Source organism: Pseudomonas sp. WS 5410, assembly GCF_012985645.1.
In the GTDB taxonomy this organism is placed as follows: domain Bacteria; phylum Pseudomonadota; class Gammaproteobacteria; order Pseudomonadales; family Pseudomonadaceae; genus Aquipseudomonas; species Aquipseudomonas shahriarae.
Window position 1 is genome coordinate 26,479 of sequence record NZ_JAAQWS010000030.1, and the last position, 17,383, is coordinate 43,861.

General features: G+C 61.1%; 13 protein-coding genes. 5 read left to right on the top strand and 8 right to left on the bottom strand.

All coding sequences use genetic code 11. From position 1 onward, the window contains the following. Positions 1-329: 329 nt before the first annotated feature. On the bottom strand, positions 330-1,118 hold the full coding sequence (locus HBO24_RS27715; RefSeq protein WP_057438689.1) for a helix-turn-helix transcriptional regulator: 789 nt from the start codon (positions 1,116-1,118) through the stop codon (positions 330-332). 84 nt (positions 1,119-1,202) lie between these two features. On the opposite strand from HBO24_RS27715, the gene HBO24_RS27720 reads away from it, so the two are divergent. Further along, positions 1,203-2,201, top strand: coding sequence for a bile acid:sodium symporter family protein (locus tag HBO24_RS27720; RefSeq protein WP_057438688.1), 999 nt, complete (start codon positions 1,203-1,205; stop codon positions 2,199-2,201). Positions 2,202-2,288: 87 nt separating this feature from the next. Continuing rightward, on the top strand, positions 2,289-3,473 hold the full coding sequence (locus HBO24_RS27725; RefSeq protein ID WP_057959876.1) for a sugar transporter: 1,185 nt from the start codon (positions 2,289-2,291) through the stop codon (positions 3,471-3,473). A 72-nt stretch (positions 3,474-3,545) separates the two neighbouring features. On the opposite strand, the gene HBO24_RS27730 is transcribed toward HBO24_RS27725, so the two are convergent. The 6 genes from HBO24_RS27730 to HBO24_RS27755 form a co-directional block, all read right to left on the bottom strand. After that, positions 3,546-5,990, bottom strand: coding sequence for a TonB-dependent receptor (locus HBO24_RS27730; RefSeq protein ID WP_170060742.1), 2,445 nt, complete (start codon positions 5,988-5,990; stop codon positions 3,546-3,548). Between the two features lie 100 nt (positions 5,991-6,090). Beyond that, positions 6,091-7,050 (bottom strand): FecR family protein, encoded by a 960-nt coding sequence (locus HBO24_RS27735; RefSeq protein ID WP_170060743.1) that lies wholly within the window; start codon positions 7,048-7,050, stop codon positions 6,091-6,093. Next, entirely contained in the window at positions 7,047-7,553 is a 507-nt protein-coding gene (locus HBO24_RS27740; protein WP_120732581.1) for a sigma-70 family RNA polymerase sigma factor, read from the bottom strand. Before HBO24_RS27740 ends, HBO24_RS27735 begins: the two co-directional genes overlap by 4 nt. Before the next feature lie 121 nt (positions 7,554-7,674). Further along, a complete protein-coding gene (locus HBO24_RS27745) occupies positions 7,675-8,025 on the bottom strand; it encodes a DUF6124 family protein (RefSeq protein WP_115127998.1) in 351 nt (116 codons plus the stop codon). Between the two features lie 1,051 nt (positions 8,026-9,076). After that, positions 9,077-10,321 (bottom strand): saccharopine dehydrogenase family protein, encoded by a 1,245-nt coding sequence (locus HBO24_RS27750; protein WP_057438684.1) that lies wholly within the window; start codon positions 10,319-10,321, stop codon positions 9,077-9,079. Between the two features lie 29 nt (positions 10,322-10,350). After that, a complete protein-coding gene (locus tag HBO24_RS27755; protein ID WP_057438683.1) occupies positions 10,351-11,448 on the bottom strand; it encodes a carboxynorspermidine decarboxylase in 1,098 nt (365 codons plus the stop codon). A 285-nt stretch (positions 11,449-11,733) separates the two neighbouring features. Between HBO24_RS27755 and HBO24_RS27760 the strand changes: the two genes are divergently transcribed. Next, positions 11,734-12,507, top strand: coding sequence for a M12 family metallopeptidase (locus HBO24_RS27760; RefSeq protein WP_170060744.1), 774 nt, complete (start codon positions 11,734-11,736; stop codon positions 12,505-12,507). Between the two features lie 119 nt (positions 12,508-12,626). Beyond that, complete coding sequence (gene metE / locus HBO24_RS27765) at positions 12,627-14,915, top strand: 5-methyltetrahydropteroyltriglutamate--homocysteine S-methyltransferase (RefSeq protein WP_170060745.1); 2,289 nt, start codon at positions 12,627-12,629, stop codon at positions 14,913-14,915. A 535-nt stretch (positions 14,916-15,450) separates the two neighbouring features. Here metE and HBO24_RS27770 read toward each other — a convergent pair. Next, on the bottom strand, positions 15,451-16,614 hold the full coding sequence (locus tag HBO24_RS27770; RefSeq protein ID WP_170060746.1) for a DUF1624 domain-containing protein: 1,164 nt from the start codon (positions 16,612-16,614) through the stop codon (positions 15,451-15,453). A 134-nt stretch (positions 16,615-16,748) separates the two neighbouring features. Between HBO24_RS27770 and HBO24_RS27775 the strand changes: the two genes are divergently transcribed. After that, complete coding sequence (locus tag HBO24_RS27775) at positions 16,749-17,294, top strand: DUF924 family protein (RefSeq protein WP_170060747.1); 546 nt, start codon at positions 16,749-16,751, stop codon at positions 17,292-17,294. Positions 17,295-17,383: the final 89 nt, after the last annotated feature.

The window sequence follows — 17,383 nt, forward strand, 5'->3', positions numbered from 1 at the left end:
CGCAGGCAAGCCAGCTCCCACATTTGATGGGTGGTGTGGCCAAAATGCTGTGCCCGGCCAAGATCCCCTGTGGGAATGGACTTGCTCGCGATAGCGGTGGTCCAGTCACTGTCATTGATGACAGGTACACCGCCATCGCAGGCAAGCCAGCTTTCACATTTGATGGGTGGTGTGGCCAAAACGCTGTGCCCGGCCAAGATCCCCTGTGGGAGCGGGCTTGCTCGCGAAGGTGGTGGTTCAGTCACTGAATTTATCGACTGACACACCGTCTTCGCGAGCAAGCCCGCTCCCACAGGGGATTGTGGACGGTCAAAAGCCGCGGTATTCAATCAGCGAAAAAACTCCCCTGGCGTCGCATCAAACTGCTGGCGAAACGCTGCGATAAACGCCGAAACCGACTCATACCCACAGCCCAGCGCTACATCCGTCACTCGTTCCCCGCGTTCCAGGTCGGGCAGGGCGCTGAGCAGTCGCAGCCGTTGGCGCCAGGCGCGATAGGTCAGGCCGGTATCGCGCAAGAACAACCGGCTCAAGGTTTTCTCACTGACCCCCAACTTCTGGCTCCACTGCCCCAGGGTGGTTGCCTGTTCCGGGTGCAGGCTCAAGCTGCGATAGATCTGTCGCAGCCGGCTGTCCACAGGCAGGGGCAGCATCAGGTCAACCTGCGGCGCGGCGGCCAACTGGTCCAGCAGCACCTGGGCCAGGCGCCCGTCCGGGCCGTCTTCGGCATATTCCACCGGCAGTTCGCTGAAACGGCGGATCAACTCGCGCAGCAAGTCGCTTACCGCCAGGACCTGGCAACGTTCCACGGCCCAGGTCGTCACGCTGCAGTCCAGGTACAGGCTGCGCATTTCGGTGTGGGGCGAGCTGAACACGCGGTGGGGCACTCCCGCCGGGATCCACACCGCGCGCTGCGGCGGGGCGACAAAGCGCCCGGCACTGGTGTGGATCTCCAGCACCCCGCAAATCGCATACGACAACTGCACCCACGGGTGGCTATGGCGACGGGTCAGGGCGCGGTTGGGCAGGGATTCGGTGCGGCCATACACCGGGCGCGGCAGGCTGGCGAGCCCGGGGATGCTGCGGCGAACGGCCTTTTCATGTCCTTTAGGCGGCATTTACTGGCTCATTGGCGTTAGTCGGTAGGCAGCCGTTACGTTAGAGTCGCCACGACGCCCTGGCAACCCCTGGAAGAACAGCTAATGAAACGCCCCCGGTTTTTACCTGATAACTTCACCCTGATCCTGATTGCCACGGTGGTCCTCGCCTCCTTGTTGCCGGTCAGCGGCCAGGCCGCCGTGGCGTTTGGCTGGGTGACTAACCTGGCCATCGCGCTGCTGTTTTTCCTGCATGGCGCCAAGCTGTCGCGCCAGGCCATCGTCGCCGGTGCCGGGCACTGGCGATTGCATTTGCTGGTGTTCAGCCTGACCTTCGTGCTGTTCCCGCTGCTGGGCCTGGCGCTCAAGCCGCTGTTGTCGCCGATGATCGGCAAAGACCTGTACATGGGCATGCTCTACTTATGCGCGTTGCCGGCCACGGTGCAGTCGGCGATTGCCTTCACCTCCCTGGCGCGGGGCAATATCCCGGCGGCGATTTGCAGCGCGGCGGCGTCCAGCCTGTTCGGTATCTTCCTTACGCCGTTGCTGGTGGCCTTGTTGCTCAATGTGCATGGCGACGGCGGCTCCACGGTGGATGCGATTCTCAAGATCAGCGTGCAATTGCTGCTGCCGTTTATTGCCGGGCAGATCGCCCGACGCTGGATCGGTGCGTGGGTGGGGCGCAATAAAAACTGGCTGAAATTCGTCGATCAGGGTTCGATCCTGCTGGTGGTCTACGGCGCCTTCAGCGAGGCGGTCAACGAAGGCATCTGGCACCAGATCCCCCTGTGGGAGCTGGGCGGCCTGGTGGTGGCCTGCTGCATCCTGCTGGCGCTGGTGCTGATGGCTTCCGCGATCTTGGGCAAGGCGTTCGGTTTTAACCAGGAAGACCGCATCACCATCCTGTTCTGCGGCTCGAAAAAAAGCCTGGCCACCGGGGTGCCAATGGCCCAGGTGTTGTTTGCCGGCAGCACCATGGGCGTGCTGATCCTGCCGCTGATGCTGTTCCATCAGATCCAGTTGATGGTCTGCGCGGTACTGGCCCAGCGCTATGCCAAGCGCCCGGAGTCGATTCCCGAGATCATGGCGCAAGTCGATCCCTGAGCCATCGTGTTACTATTTTTCGGCGCCGCTCAAGGGCAGGCATCGGGCCGTCAGGATCGGCGCGCAACTGAGTAAAACGACCTGTCGATGAGTACTTCCACCACCACACCTCAAGCCAACTGGCAGCCGGTCATCGCCCTTGCGCTGGCGGCCTTTGTGTTTAACACCACTGAATTCGTCCCGGTCGGCCTGCTCAGTGCCATCGGCGCCAGCTTCGACATGCCGATCGCCCGGGTCGGCCTGATGCTCACCATCTATGCCTGGGTGGTGTCATTGACGTCGCTGCCGGTGATGTTGCTGACCCGCAACGTCGAGCGGCGCAAGTTGCTGATTGTGCTGTTCGGCATGTTTATCGCCAGCCATATCCTCTCCAGCGTGGCCAACAGTTTTGGCTTGTTGATGGTCAGTCGCATCGGCATTGCCTTGTCCCATGCGCTGTTCTGGTCGATCACCGCCTCCCTGGCGGTACGCCTGGCGCCGCCGGGCAAGCAGGTGCAGGCGCTGGGCTTGTTGGCCACGGGCACCTCACTGGCGATGGTCCTGGGCATTCCTTTGGGCCGCCTGCTGGGCGAGGCCATGGGCTGGCGCACCACCTTTATTGTGATCGCCGGGTTTGCCGCTGTGCTGGTGTTCTGGCTGGCGCGCACCTTGCCGCTGTTGCCGAGCCAGAACTCCGGCTCGCTGCGCAGCCTGCCGATGCTGTTCAAGCGTCCGGCGCTGGTGGCGCTGTACGTGTTGACGGCCATGGTGGTCACGGCCCAGTTCACCGCCTATAGCTATATCGAACCCTTCGTCGAACGCGTCGCGGGCCTGGGGGGCAATGCGGTGACCCTGGTGCTGCTGGTGTTTGGCGGGGCGGGGATCATGGGGTCGTTACTGTTCAGCTTGCTGCACCGTTTCAACCCTTACCGCTTTCTGCTGGTGGCTGTGTCGGTGCTGGCGCTGTGCCTGGGGCTGTTGTTGCCGTTGAGTGGTGACGTTTCTTACCTGGTGGTGCTGAGCGTGTTCTGGGGCATGGCGATCATGGCTTTTGGCTTGGCGCTGCAGTCCAAGGTCCTGGTGCTGGCACCGGACGCGACCGATGTGGCAATGGCGATGTTTTCCGGGATCTACAACATCGGCATCGGCGGCGGCGCGCTGCTGGGCAGTTGGGTCGGCGGGCATTTCGGCTTTGCCTGGATCGGCGCGGCGGGGGGCTTGCTGGCGGTGGCGGCGCTGGGGTTGTACTGCCTGTCGATTTATCGGTTTGGGCAGGGTGGACCACGCGAATAAGGTGAGCGGCGTTCGCAGCAGCCAACTCGCCAGCGATGGCGTCCACAGGAGCGCCATCGCTGTGTCAGCCCATCAGAACTGCGGCGTGTACTTCACACTGAACATCACATTGCGCGGATCACCGTAGAAGTTGTTGCCATTCAACTGGTTGTACCCGGAGGCGTAGTAGGTCTTGTCGAACAGGTTGTTGGCATTGACCGCCAAGCCCACCTCCGGCGTCATCTGATACGCCAGCCGCGCGTTCCAGACCGTGTAGCCCGCCACGTCATAGTTGTACTCATACCCCAGGGTATGGCTCTGGGTGGTAAAGCCCAACCCGGCGCTGACCTTGCTCCAGTCGCCACTGAACTGGTAGTCGCCCCACACCCGCAACATATGCTTGGGCGTCCACTGGCTGAATACCTTGCCCTTGTTATCCCGGTCCTCAAGGTACTTGGTGGTGTTGTAGGTATAGCCGGCAAACAGTTGCAGGCCGCTCAACACTTCACCGCTGATTTCAGCTTCCAGGCCCTGGCTGCGGACTTTGCCTGAGCCTGTGGCGCAGTACGTGCCGCCGCAGATTTCACCCAGGGAGTAGTCGGTGATCGCACGGTTTTCCTGGTCGTAGCGGAACAGCGCCAGGGAGGTATTGACCCGCCCGTCCAGCAGTTCGCCCTTGAGCCCGACTTCGTAGTTGCTGCCAATCACCGGCTTGACCACCGCACCGCTGAGGTTGCGCTGGGTCTGTGGCTCGAACACGTCGGTGTAGCTGGCGTACACCGCCCACTCGCGGCTCAGGTCGTAGACGATCCCGGCGTAGGGCGTGACTTCGCCGGTTTCGTTGGTGGTGCTGGGGTCGTTGACGGTGGTGGCGTGGGTCACCGCCTTGATGCCCGAGGAGGTATAGCTGTAGTCATACCAACTGACACGGGCGCCGAGTACCAGGGTCAACGGGTCGATGGGCTTGACGCGCCAACTGCCATACAGGCCTTTTTGGCGGATGTCGTATTTGCTCGGTGTTGCACTGCCGCCGGGGGTGTTCATCAGACCCTCGTAGCTGATTTCGGGGCGGTTGTTATCGATGTCGAAGATGTTGTCGGTGCTTTTGTTAAAGGTCCGGGCAATGATGTCGTTGGACGTGTATTTGGAATAGTTGCCGCCCAGCGTAATTTCCTGGGCCATGGACAGTGCTTCGAAACGCCCGGTGAGGTGGGTGTCCAGGCCGATCTTGGTGCCGTCGAAATCGGTGTACCAATCGGCATAGGTCAACCCGGTGCCGTCGGCGTTGATGCCGTTGCCGGTACTCTGCACGCGCTGGTGGGTGGAGGTGTTTTCTTCGCTCATGCGCACCGCGCCGACCTTGAACTTCCAGTCGTCGTTGAAGCGGTGCTCCAGGTCGGCATACAGGGTGGTGACGTCGATCTGCGAGTGGTTCCACCGCGAGCCGCTGAAGGTGGAGCGTGACAGGTCAATCGACTTGCCCGTGCTGTAGCGCGGCAGGCCCCGCAGCATCGGCCGGGATTCGGCATTGGTGCGGCTGACGGCCAGGCCCAGGGTGGTGTCTTCCTGCAGGTCGAAGTCCAGGGCGCCGTACAGCGAGTGGGTCTTGCTCCATTCGTAGTCGATGAACGAATCGCTCTGGTCTTCGTCAGCCACCATCCGCCCACGGATCGTGCCGCTCTGGTTCAGCGGGCCGCCGGCGTCCAGTTGCAGGCCGTAGTGGTCCCAACTGCCGGCCTTGGCGGTAAGGGCCACGGTGGGTGCCGTCTGCCCGCGCTTGCGCACCAGGTTGATTGCGCCACCAGGGCTGCCGGTGCCCTGCAGCAGGCCGGAGGCGCCGCGCAGTACTTCCAGGCGGTCGAAGAAAATCATGTCCTGGGTCGCCCAGTTGCCCAGGGCGTAGGTATTGCGCGGGATCGGCACGCCGTCGTACTGCCAGTCGTCGATCTGGAAGCCGCGGGAGGTGATGATCATGCCTTTGCCCACGCCTTGCACGCCCACCAGGCCGGTGGTGTGGTTGACGGCGTCCTTGAGGTCGACCAGGTCCTGGTCATCCATTTGCTTGCGGGTCATCACCGTGATCGACTGGGGGATTTCCTTGAGGGTGTGGGTGCCCTTGCCGATTGTCACCGCGCGTGCGGCGTAGGAACCGCTGCCTTCGGTGGTGGTGGGGTCGATGCTGTGCTCGACAATCGAGGTCACGCCCAATTGCAGCGTGCTGCCCGTGTCGGTGGCAGGCTCGACGCTGAAATTACCTTGCTCGGTGATGCGCAACTGCAAGCCGCTGCCCGACAACGCACGGTCCATGGCCTGTTCGGCCGGCATCTGGCCAATCACGGCATTGGCCTGCTTGCCCTGCACCAGCACCGGGTCCAGGGACACAATGCGCCCGCTCTGGCTGGCAATGGCGTTCAGCGTTTGCGCCAGCGGGCCGGCCGGCAGGTTGAAAGACAGGCTTTGCGCCTGCACCAGGGCAGGGCTCGCCAGGGTTGCCAGGGCAACGGCGACAGAAAGGGCGTGGGGCCAAGGGTTGAGCACAGCATTCTCCTGAAGGTGTGGACGTGTCAGGAGATAGGTGGGACGAAAAATGAAAACCGGACACAAATAAGAGTTATTTGCATAAAAAATATTGCCCGGGTTATTTGGCGCGAATCAGGGTCAGCCACGGGCTGTAGTGATCGACCCGGATCGGCAGGGTTTCGGCCAGGGCGCCGAAGGCGCGGTGCGGGTCGTTGAGGGGGAACACCCCCTGCACGCGCAAGTCGCGCACCTGAGGATCGACGCGCACAAAACCACGGCTGTACGGGCGCAGGGCGTTGACCACCTGTTCCAGGGAGTCGTCCAGCACACTCAGGTGCCCGGCGAGCCAGTCGGCCCGGAAGCCCTGGTTGCCGGCCAGCGGCTCGATGCGATCGGCCTGCAGCATTACGGCTTGGCCCTCCAGCACGGTGCGCTGCACACCGTTGCGCAGGGTCGCCTGCACCGAGTGTTCCAGCACCACCAGCCGTGTAGCCTGCGGCTCCTGGCTCACCAGGAAGCGCGTGCCGAGCGCCTGGATGCTGCCCTGGGCAGTGCGCACACGCAGCGGCCGTTGCGCATCGGCCGCCACCTGAATCACCAGTTCGCCGTGGCGCAGGATGATCAGGCGCTGGTGTGGGTCGAATTGCACATCCACCGCGCTCTGCGCATTCAGGCTCAGGCGGCTGCCATCGGCCAGGGTGAATGTCTGGCGCTGGCCGCGCGCGGTGTGCAGGTCGGCCAACAGGTTGTCGCCCAGCGGGCTGCGCGCCGCCAGCCACAGGCCGCCGCCCAGCAATCCCAGGCCGCCGATGGCGCGCAGCATGTCACGCCGCGAACCATGGGGCTGCAACAGCACTTGTCGCGCTTCACCGGGCAGGCGTTTTTCGAGGGTGCGCAGGGTGTTCCACGAGCCGCCCAGGCGCTCCTGCAAACGGGCCCAGGCTTGGGCGTGAGCCGGGTCCAGGGCCAGCCAGGCATTGAAGCGCTCCTGCATCCGCGCATCCGGTTTGCCGGCGCGCAGGCGCACCATCCAGTCGATGGCCTGCTCGCTGACCGGGTCCAGGCGCGCCTTGCTCACGGGGCCAGCTCGGCCAGGTAGCACTGGCGCAGGGCCTGTTTCATGTAGCGGCTGACGGTGCGCTCGGACAACTGCAACTTGTGCGCAATCGCCACGTAGCTCATGCCGTCCAGCTGGCTATAAAGGAACGTGGCCTTGACGATCAGCGGCAAGCCGTCGAGGGCACGGTCAATCGCCACCAGGGCCTGGATCAGTTGCAATTGGTCTTCGGGGGAGGGCGCCAAGGCTTCGGGGGCAGCGGCCAGGCGCTCCAGGTAGGCGGTTTCCAGACGGCTGCGGCGGTAGCGATCAAAAATCAGCCGGCGTGCAATGGTCGAGAGATAGGCCCGGGGTTGCTCGATGCTGTCGGGGTCGACCCGGGCGGCGAGCATCTGGCAGAAGGTATCGGCGGCGGTGTCTTCGGCATCGGCATGGTTACGCACGCGATGCTGGATATGTTGCAGCAGCCAACGGTGATGGTCGTTGAAAAAGAAGCCCAGCTTGCGGATTGGAGGTGACTGCACGGGTCGACTTTCTCAGGGTGGTATTGTGAATCGTTCTCAATACTACCTTTTGTGCGAGGGGGGGGCAACAACCGGTAATTGTAGGAGCGAGCTCGCTCCTACATAAAACGGCATTCCAGCTCTACAGGGCCGGTTGTGCGCAGCCATCCAGCGCCTGGTCGACCAGCAGCTGCACGCCTTCGAGCATCCGGCAAAGGCCCAGCGCCACGCTGCGGTGCGTACCGTCGACTTCAAAGGCCAGGTGCGTGGCGATCACGTTGATCGACGCCAGGTCTTGCGAGGCATTGATCAGCAGGGTTTCGGCGTCCAGGTCGGTGCGCACGGTAAATAATGCTGCTGACGCCGGGTCGCTGGGTTGAGCGGTTGGGGTGGGGGGCTCGGGGTGCAGATAGTGGTTGATCGCACGATCCGCCGCATCGCGCAGAAGACTGGCATCGTAGCTGGGTGGGGGGTTGGGGCTGTGTTTGATCATGGTGAAGCTCCTGGTAGGTGGAGCTGCCACCGTTCGCGGTCAAACGAGTAGGGTGGCAGCTGTACGCGGGTTGACCGACCGGAAACCAGTGATTCCGGCATACCCGAAGGTATCCCGCGCACAGCTGCCGCGACACGATACATCAGACATAAGAAAAACGCCTGAAATAGGTCTGGGGTGCTTTAGCGTACTGGTTTGGTCGGACGGTCAAATCCGGCCGCTGATTTGGCAGCGGCAACGGGAAGGTTAGTCAGCACCTTTCCGAGGGACAACCTGAAACGGATGTAGGAAGCATCTGGTGCGCCCGCGTTAAGGTGCGCAGATCCTGCAAACACCGATAAACCCTGTGGGAGGTGTCGAGCTTTAGCGAGGCTACGATAGCGGTTGGTCAACCAATATCAATGCCAGCAGTACCGCCGCCATCGCAGCCTCGCTGGGGCTCGACAGCTCCCACATTGTTTTGGGCCAGATGGCATTGCGTGTTCGCAGTAGGACGCCCGCGTTAAGGTGCGAAGATCCTGTAAACACCGATAAACCCTGTGGGAGTTGTCGAGCTTTAGCGAGGCTACGATAGCGGTGGGTCAGCCAATATCAATGCCAGCAATCCCGCCGCCATCGCAGCCTCGCTGGGGCTCGACAGCTCCCACATTGTTTTGGGCCAGATGGCATTGCGTGTTCGCTGTAGGACGCCCGCGTTAAGGTGCGAAGATCCCGCAAACACCGACAAACCCTGTGGGAGTTGTCGAGCTTTAGCGAGGCTACGATAGCGGTAGGTCAGCCAGCATCAATGCCAGCAATACTGCCGCCATCGCAGCCTCGCTGGGGCTCGATAGCTCCCACATTAATTTGGGCCAGCTGGCATAACGAGTTCGCTGTAGGACGCCCACGTGAAGGTGCGCAGATCCTGCAAACACCGATAAACCCTGTGGGAGCTGGCTTGCCTGCGATAGCTTAGGCACTGGCAACATTGATATCCGCCCCTGCAACGATCCGGGCAATGTTTTTGATCGCTCCCACAGGACGTGGGAGCGATCCGTCAATCAAGACGCTATCAGGCGATAGCATCCCAGGCGCGGTCGCCTTTTTCGTCCTTGATACGGGTCGGCAGACCCATCACGTCCAGTGCCTTGAGGAACGGCTCGGCTGGCAGTTCTTCAACGTTGGCCATGCGTTGCACGTCCCACTCGCCACGGGCCACCAGCAGCGCAGCGGCTACCGGTGGTACGCCGGCGGTGTAGGAGATGCCCTGGCTTTCGGTTTCGGCAAAGGCGTCTTCGTGGTCGGCCACGTTGTAGATGAACAGCTCGCGTGGCTGGCCATCCTTGGTGCCCTTGACCAGGTCGCCGATGCAGGTCTTGCCGGTGTAGCCCGGTGCCAGCGAGGACGGGTCAGGCAGCACGGCCTTGACCAGTTTCAAAGGCACCACTTCCAGGCCTTCGGCGGTGGTGACCGGTTTCTCGGAGAGCAGGCCGAGGTTGTTCAGTACGGTGAACACATTGATGTAGTGTTCGCCGAAGCTCATCCAGAACCGCACGTTGGGCACGTCGAGGTTTTTCGACAACGAGTGCACTTCATCGTGGCCGGTCAGGTACAGGTTCTGTGAACCCACTACCGGCAGGTCGTCGGTACGTTTTACTTCGAACATGGTGTTGCTGGTCCACTGGCTGTTCTGCCAGCTCCACACCTGCCCGGTGAATTCGCGGAAGTTGATTTCCGGGTCGAAATTGGTGGCGAAATATTTGCCGTGGCTGCCGGCATTGACGTCGAGAATGTCGATCGAATCAATGCGGTCAAAATGCTGTTGTTGCGCCAGCGCCGCATAGGCGTTGACCACACCTGGGTCAAAACCCACACCGAGGATCGCAGTGATGTTCTTCTGCTTGCACTCCTCCAGGTGGTTCCACTCGTAGTTGCCGTACCACGGCGGGGTCTCGCAGACCTTGCCCGGCTCTTCGTGGATGGCGGTGTCGAGGTAAGCCACGCCGGTATCGATGCAGGCACGCAGTACCGACATGTTGAGGAAGGCGGAGCCGACGTTGATGACGATCTGCGATTCGGTTTCGCGGATCAGTGCCTTGGTCGCTTCCACGTCCAGGGCGTTCAGGGCAAAGGCCTGGATCTGGGCGGGTACCTTGAGGCTACCCTTGGCCTTGACGCTGTCGATGATGGCCTGGCATTTGGAGATGTTGCGCGACGCGATAGCAATACGACCGAGTTCGTCGTTGTGCTGCGCGCACTTGTGGGCCACCACCTTGGCGACACCTCCTGCACCAATGATAAGAACGTTCTTTTTCAATTGCTTTATCTCTCCTTTATCTGTCCGCTTTACGAAAGGCTGGACAGGTAGTCGTCGTAACCAAATTCACGAACCACTTCGACTGTACCGTCGAGTTGTTTCACTACGATGGACGGCATTTTCAGGCCGTTGAACCAGTTTTTCTTGACCATGGTGTAGCCTGCCGTGTCGATGAACGACAGTCGATCGCCGATGGCCAGCGGCTGATCAAATTGATATTCGCCGAAGATATCACCGGCCAGGCACGACTTGCCGCACACCATGTAGGTGTGTTCGCCATCGCTTGGCGCCAGTTTGGCGTTGAGGCGATAGATCAGCAGGTCCAGCAGGTGGGCTTCGATGGAGCTGTCGACCACGGCTAGGTTTTTGCCGTTGTACAGGGTGTCGAGCACGGTCACTTCCAGGGAGGCGCTGTTGGTGATCGCTGCTTCGCCGGGTTCCAGGTACACCTGCACGTCGTACTTCTGCGAGAACGCCTTGAGGCGCTGGCAGAACGCGTCGATGGCATAGCCTTCGCCAGTAAAGTGGATGCCGCCGCCGAGGCTGACCCAGTTGACCTTGTGCAGCAGTGCGCCGAAACGTTCTTCGATGGTGTTCAGCATCTGGTCGAACAGGTTGAAGTCACCGTTCTCGCAGTTGTTGTGGAACATGAAGCCGGAGATCTGCTCGATCACGCCTTCGATCTTCACCGGATCCCACTCGCCCAGACGGCTGAAGGGGCGCGCCGGGTCAGCCAGCAGGTAGTCGGAGCTGCTCACTTGCGGGTTGACGCGCAGGCCGCGGGTCTTGCCCTCGCTGCGCTCGGCAAAGCGCTGCAGCTGGCTGATGGAGTTGAAGATGATCTTGTCGCAGTTGTCGAGCATCTCCTCGATCTCATCGTCGGCCCAGGCCACGCTATAGGCGTGGGCTTCACCTTCGAACTTCTGGCGACCGAGCTTGAGCTCGTACAGCGACGAGGACGTGGTGCCGTCCATGTATTCCTGCATCAGGTCGAACACCGACCAGGTGGCAAAGCACTTGAGCGCCAGCAGCGCCTTGGCGCCGGACTGCTCACGCACGTAGGCGATCTTCTGCATGTTGACCAGAAGCTTCTGTTTGTCGATGAGGTAATACGGGGTTTTGATCATTTTTCAGAGCCTGCGGCGGAGCCTGCCAAAAAAGGACAGGCATTGTGCCCGCACTTGCTCAGGATCGAAAGGTTAGTCAGCGGAATTTGCAGGCTTGGGCCTACAGGCCACTCAGGTATTGGTCATCAAATGGGTCCATAACCGTGTGGCCAGGCGGTCAGGCAGTGGTTTAGTCGCCAGGCGCACGCTTGATCGTCACGCGTAAACCCTTGTCATGGCCCCAGTGGAACCTATAGCGCCGAATTACGACGTAACGGGAAATACATCGCTGCTGGAGCTACGACTTTGACTGTCCAACTGAACGCTCACTCATCTGTCTATCCACCGAACTACCTGGCCAACGAGAACGCCAATCCAACTGCCAAGGGGGAGGTTGCTGCGTCTTCCAGGCAAAAGCGTGGGGTGGCGTCAGCTTCGGCGTTATGGCCACAACACTCAGTCATAAGAATTTCCCTGATGGGCATGAGTAAAGCGCAAGAAGAATTTACCAAAGCCAACATCAATAAATGGGCGCCTCACGTCAATCTGCACTTTGAGTTCACTGACGCCGCCGACGGGGATATCCGGATTGCCGCAGACAACGATATTTCCGGTGGGCATTCGTACTTGGGTACCCGCTCGCTCTATGTACCGCCCGACAAACCTACAATGGTCATCGGCCTCAAGGGTGGGCCGAATGCTTATAACGCCGGTACGATCCAACATGAGTTCGGTCATGTTTTGGGGTTGCAACATGAACATCAGCACGAAAACAATGATTTGGATATCAATTGGTCCGAAGTCAAGAAAACCTACATGGATAAAGGTGGGGAGAAAGAACTAAAAGCGAATTTTGGGCCGTTGGTTTCCGATGTTGTGTCATCTGACTATGATCGTAAATCCATCATGCATTATGGTTTCAATTCATCCTGGCTCAACAGTGGAGATGCTATTGGGGACAGCAATGAGCTCTCCGAGGGTGATATCCACTTTGTCCGCTCGCTCTATCCACCCGAGGTCAAGAAAAAACCAGTTTCTGCCAGTTGGTGGGACTTCCGTCACGTTCAGCCGTCTCCATAAAAAGCCTGGGGCAGGCCGATCATGAGCAAGATTCGTGATCATCTACAGTAAAATGAGTTTGTCTCATTATGACCCGCTGCCGACAATAGCTCCCATACCAACACATTGGAGTTTTTGTCATGGCTGTCGCTCATTCCCTTGGATTTCCGCGCATTGGACGCGATCGTGAACTGAAAAAAGCGCAGGAAGCGTTTTGGAAGGGTGAGCTGGACGAAGCCGGTCTGCGCGCCGTCGGCCGTGAATTGCGGAAGACCCACTGGGACTTGCAGAAAGAGGCCGGCATCGAGTTGCTGCCGGCTGGGGATTTTGCCTGGTACGACCAGGTGCTGACCCACTCGCTGATGTTTGGTGTGATCCCCGAGCGTTTCCGCCCGGCTGACGGGCATGCCACCCTCAATACCTTGTTTGCCATGGCCCGTGGCGTCAGCGACAGCTGCTGCGGCGGTGCCCACGCCCAGGAAATGACCAAGTGGTTCGACACCAACTACCACTACCTGGTGCCTGAATTCAGCGCGGACCAGCAGTTCCACCTGGGCTGGGACCAATTGTTCGAAGAAGTCCAGGAGGCCCGCGACCTGGGGCACACCGTCAAGCCGGTGGTGATCGGGCCGCTGACGTACCTGTGGCTGGGCAAGGCCAAGGGCGGTGACTTTGACAAGCTCGACCTGCTCGACCGCCTGCTGCCGCTGTACGGGCAGATCTTCCAGCGCCTGGCGGACCTGGGCGTGGAATGGGTGCAGATCGACGAGCCGATCCTGGTGCTGGATCTGCCCCAGGACTGGAAAAACGCGTTTGAACGCGCCTACAACCTGATCCAGCGTGACCCGCTGAAAAAACTGGTCGCCACTTACTTTGGCGGGCTCGAAGAAAACCTCGGCCTGGCGGCCAACTTGCCGGTCGATGGCCTGCACATTGACCTGGTGCGTGCACCTGACCAGTACCCGACGATTCTCGACCGTCTGCCGGCCTATAAGGTGCTGTCCTTGGGGGTGGTCAACGGGCGGAACGTCTGGCGCTGCGACCTGGAAAATGCCCTGGCTACCTTGCAGCACGCCCATGAACGCCTGGGTGATCGCCTGTGGGTTGCGCCGTCCTGTTCGCTGCTGCACAGCCCGGTGGATCTGGGGCGTGAAGACAAGCTCGACGCCGAGCTGAAAAGCTGGCTGGCCTTCGCCGTACAAAAGTGTGAAGAAGTCGCCGTGCTGACCCAGGCCATCAACCAGCCCGAAGCGCCGAACGTGCTTGCTGCCTTGGCCCAAAGCCGCGCCGTGCAAGCGGCCCGCGGGGCCTCGCCGCGTATCCACAAACCGGCGGTACAAGCTCGCGTGGCGGCTATCACCGCCAAGGACAGCCAGCGCCAGTCGCGGTTTGCCCAGCGCATCGCCCAGCAGCGCGCCGGCCTTGACTTGCCGCTGTTCCCGACCACCACCATTGGTTCGTTCCCGCAGACCGCGTCGATCCGCCTGGCGCGCCAGTCGTTCAAGGCCGGCAAGTTAAGCGAGGCCGAATATGTCGAGGCGATGCACAGCGAGATCAAGCACGCCGTTGAAGTGCAGGAAAACCTTGGCCTGGACGTGCTGGTGCACGGTGAAGCCGAACGTAACGACATGGTCGAGTACTTTGCCGAACAGCTGGACGGCTATGTATTTACCCGCTTTGGCTGGGTGCAGAGCTATGGCTCTCGCTGCGTGAAACCGGCGGTGATCTTCGGCGACCTGAGCCGCCCGAAAGCCATGACCGTGGAGTGGATCCGCTATGCCCAAGGCCTGACCGACAAGGTCATGAAGGGCATGCTGACCGGCCCGGTGACCATGCTGATGTGGTCATTCCCCCGCGAAGACGTGAGCCGCGAAGTGCAGGCCCGGCAACTGGCGCTGGCGATCCGTGACGAAGTGGTGGACCTGGAAGCGGCGGGCATCAAGATCGTACAGATTGATGAAGCGGCGTTCCGTGAAGGCCTGCCCCTGCGCCGGGCCCAGTGGCAGCACTACCTGGACTGGGCCACCGAAGTGTTCCGCCTGTGCGCCTCGGGTGTGCGTGACGAAACCCAGATCCATACCCATATGTGCTACAGCGAATTCAACGACGTGATCGAGTCCATCGCGGCGATGGATGCCGACGTGATCACCATCGAGACTTCCCGTTCGGACATGGAACTGCTGGACGCGTTCGAAGCCTTCGCTTACCCGAACGACATTGGCCCGGGGGTCTACGACATCCACTCACCCCGGGTGCCCGACGCCTCGGAAATGGCCAACCTGCTGCGCAAAGCCGCCCAGCGCATCCCGGCCGAGCGCCTATGGGTCAACCCCGACTGCGGCCTGAAGACCCGCGCCTGGCCGGAGACGGAAGCGGCGTTGATTCACATGGTTACAGCTGCCCGGCAATTGCGCGCTGAATGGGCGTAACTGCGGCTGACACAAATCCCATTGTGGGAGCGGGCTTGCCCGCGATAGCGGCAGTCCAGTGACTACTTCTGGCAACTGACCCACCGCCATCGCAGGCAAGCCAGCTCCCACATTTGATTTGCGGCGGCACCAAAACTCTCTGCCACGCGCAGCCCCCCTGTGGGAGCGGGCTTGCCCGCGATAGCGGCAGCCCAGTCACCACTTCTGGCAACTGACCCACCGCCATCGCAGGCAAGCCAGCTCCCACATTTGATTTGTGGCGGCACCCAAATTCTCTACCACACGCAGACTCCCTGTGGGAGCGGGCTTGCCCGCGATAGCGGCAGCCCAGTCACTACTTCTGACAACTGACCCACCGCCATCGCAGGCAAGCCAGCTCCCACATTTGATTTGTGGCGGCACCAAAACTCTATGCCACGCGCAACCCCCCTGTGGGAGCGGGCTTGCCCGCGATAGCGGCAGCCCATTCACTGCTTCTGGCAACTGACCCACCGCCATCGCAGGCAAGCCAGTTCCCACATGTGGATCTTTGTGCTCAAAGGTATTTGAGCCACGCTATATCCCGCCGCCGGGCCTTCAGCCGGGCAAACCAGCGCACGGGCAGGTACAACGCCAGCGGCAGTAACAACGCCACCAGCCACACCGCCCCCACGCTGTCGAACCCAAAGTGCGTCCCCTGGTTTAGGCCAAACAGCGCCACCCCCATCACGTACAACACCTTCAGCACATACAGGTGCAGCAAGTAGAAGAACATCGGCGCCGCGCCGAACACCGCCAGTATGTCGATCCAGCGCCGCTGCCCGGCGCGTTCAAAGGCCAGCAGCAACAGCAGCCCCACGCCCAGGGTCAGCGTCAGGAACAGCAATGACGGCGGATACTTGGTGATATTGAAGAAGCTCATCCAGGTCTGCACCGGGCTGTCATGGCTGTGCCACGGTGCCTCACCGTAACCATTGATCGTGCGCAACACCCCAAAGCCCACCAGAGCGCAAATGCCCGCCAGCAACAGATACCGCTGACGCCGCGCCGCCGGCATCGCCCCGGTAAACCAGGGGCCGAGGCTGTAACCCAGGGCAATCACCCCGATCCACGGCAACACCGGGTAGGTCGTGCGCAGGCGCAGGGTGTCGCTCACCTCGATCCAGCTGCGCTCATGCAGGATCGTCCAGGGAATATGCCACGCCGACCCCGCTGCGAAATGCACGCCATCAAGCAGGTTATGCCCGCCAATGATCACCAGCGCCAGGCCGATCAGCAGCGGGCGGGGCAGCCACACCAGCGCGGCGAGGGCGATCATGCTCACGCCGATGGCCCAGATCACCTGCATATAGATCACGCTGGGGGGCAGTTGGAAGGTCCAGGCGAAGTTCACCAGGGTAAATTCCAGCACCACCAGGAACAGCCCGCGCTTGAACAGAAACGCCGCAACATCGCCACGGCCTTGGTACTTTTCGCCGTACAGATACGCCGACAAGCCGGTCAGCAACACAAACACCGGCGCACACAAGTGGGCCAGGGTGCGGCTGATAAACAGCGCCGGCTCCGTGCTGTCGATGCTCATCGGGTCGCTGACCTGGCGGTGCAGCAGGAACGTCTCACGCACGTGGTCGAGCAACATGAACAGGATCACCAGGCCACGCAGGGCGTCGATGGAGAGCAGGCGTTGGCGTAAACGGGCAGCGGGAACAGCGTCGGTCATGGTGCAGGGTCGCCGGCGGGAATGTAGGGGCGGTTATCTTATAACATTGGTCGGCAGCTGTGGATTTCTCAGTCGGAATCGGGCCCTGCAGGTGCTAGGGTAGGGCGCAGACTTTGACCACCCTGGAGTGACTTATGAGCGTCCTCGTTGATATCAAGGCTGTCGTGCAATTCTGGACGGCGGCGAGCCCATCACGCTGGTTCAAGAAAGATCCACAGTTCGATGCCGAGTTTGGTGCCCGCTTCCACGAGGCGCACTTCCAGGCAGCCAGGGGCGAACTGGAACATTGGATGGACGAGCCCGAAGGCGCGCTGGCGCTGCTGATCCTGCTCGATCAATACCCGCGCAACACCTTCCGGGGTACTGCCCATATGTTCGCGACCGATCCACTGGCCAGGGCTTATGCCGCACGTATGATCGACGCCGGGATGGATCGGCTGATTGATCCGGCATTGCGGGCGTTTTGCTATTTGCCTTTCGAACATTCCGAAAGCCCTGAGGACCAACAACGGTCTTTGGTCTTGAACAAGCAGCTCGACGCCAGTACCTATCACTGGGCCAAGGAGCACGCCGAGATCATCGAGCGATTCGGTCGCTTTCCGCACCGCAACGCGGCGTTGGGCCGGGTGACGACTGAGCAGGAGCAGGCGTTTCTCACGGGCGGCGGATTTTCTGGCTAGTATTCCTCGCGGGAATGGGCCGATAAAAAAGCGACATTGTATTTATCGCCGCACATCTCGTAGCGTGGCTGCTCACCCAAGGAGATGCC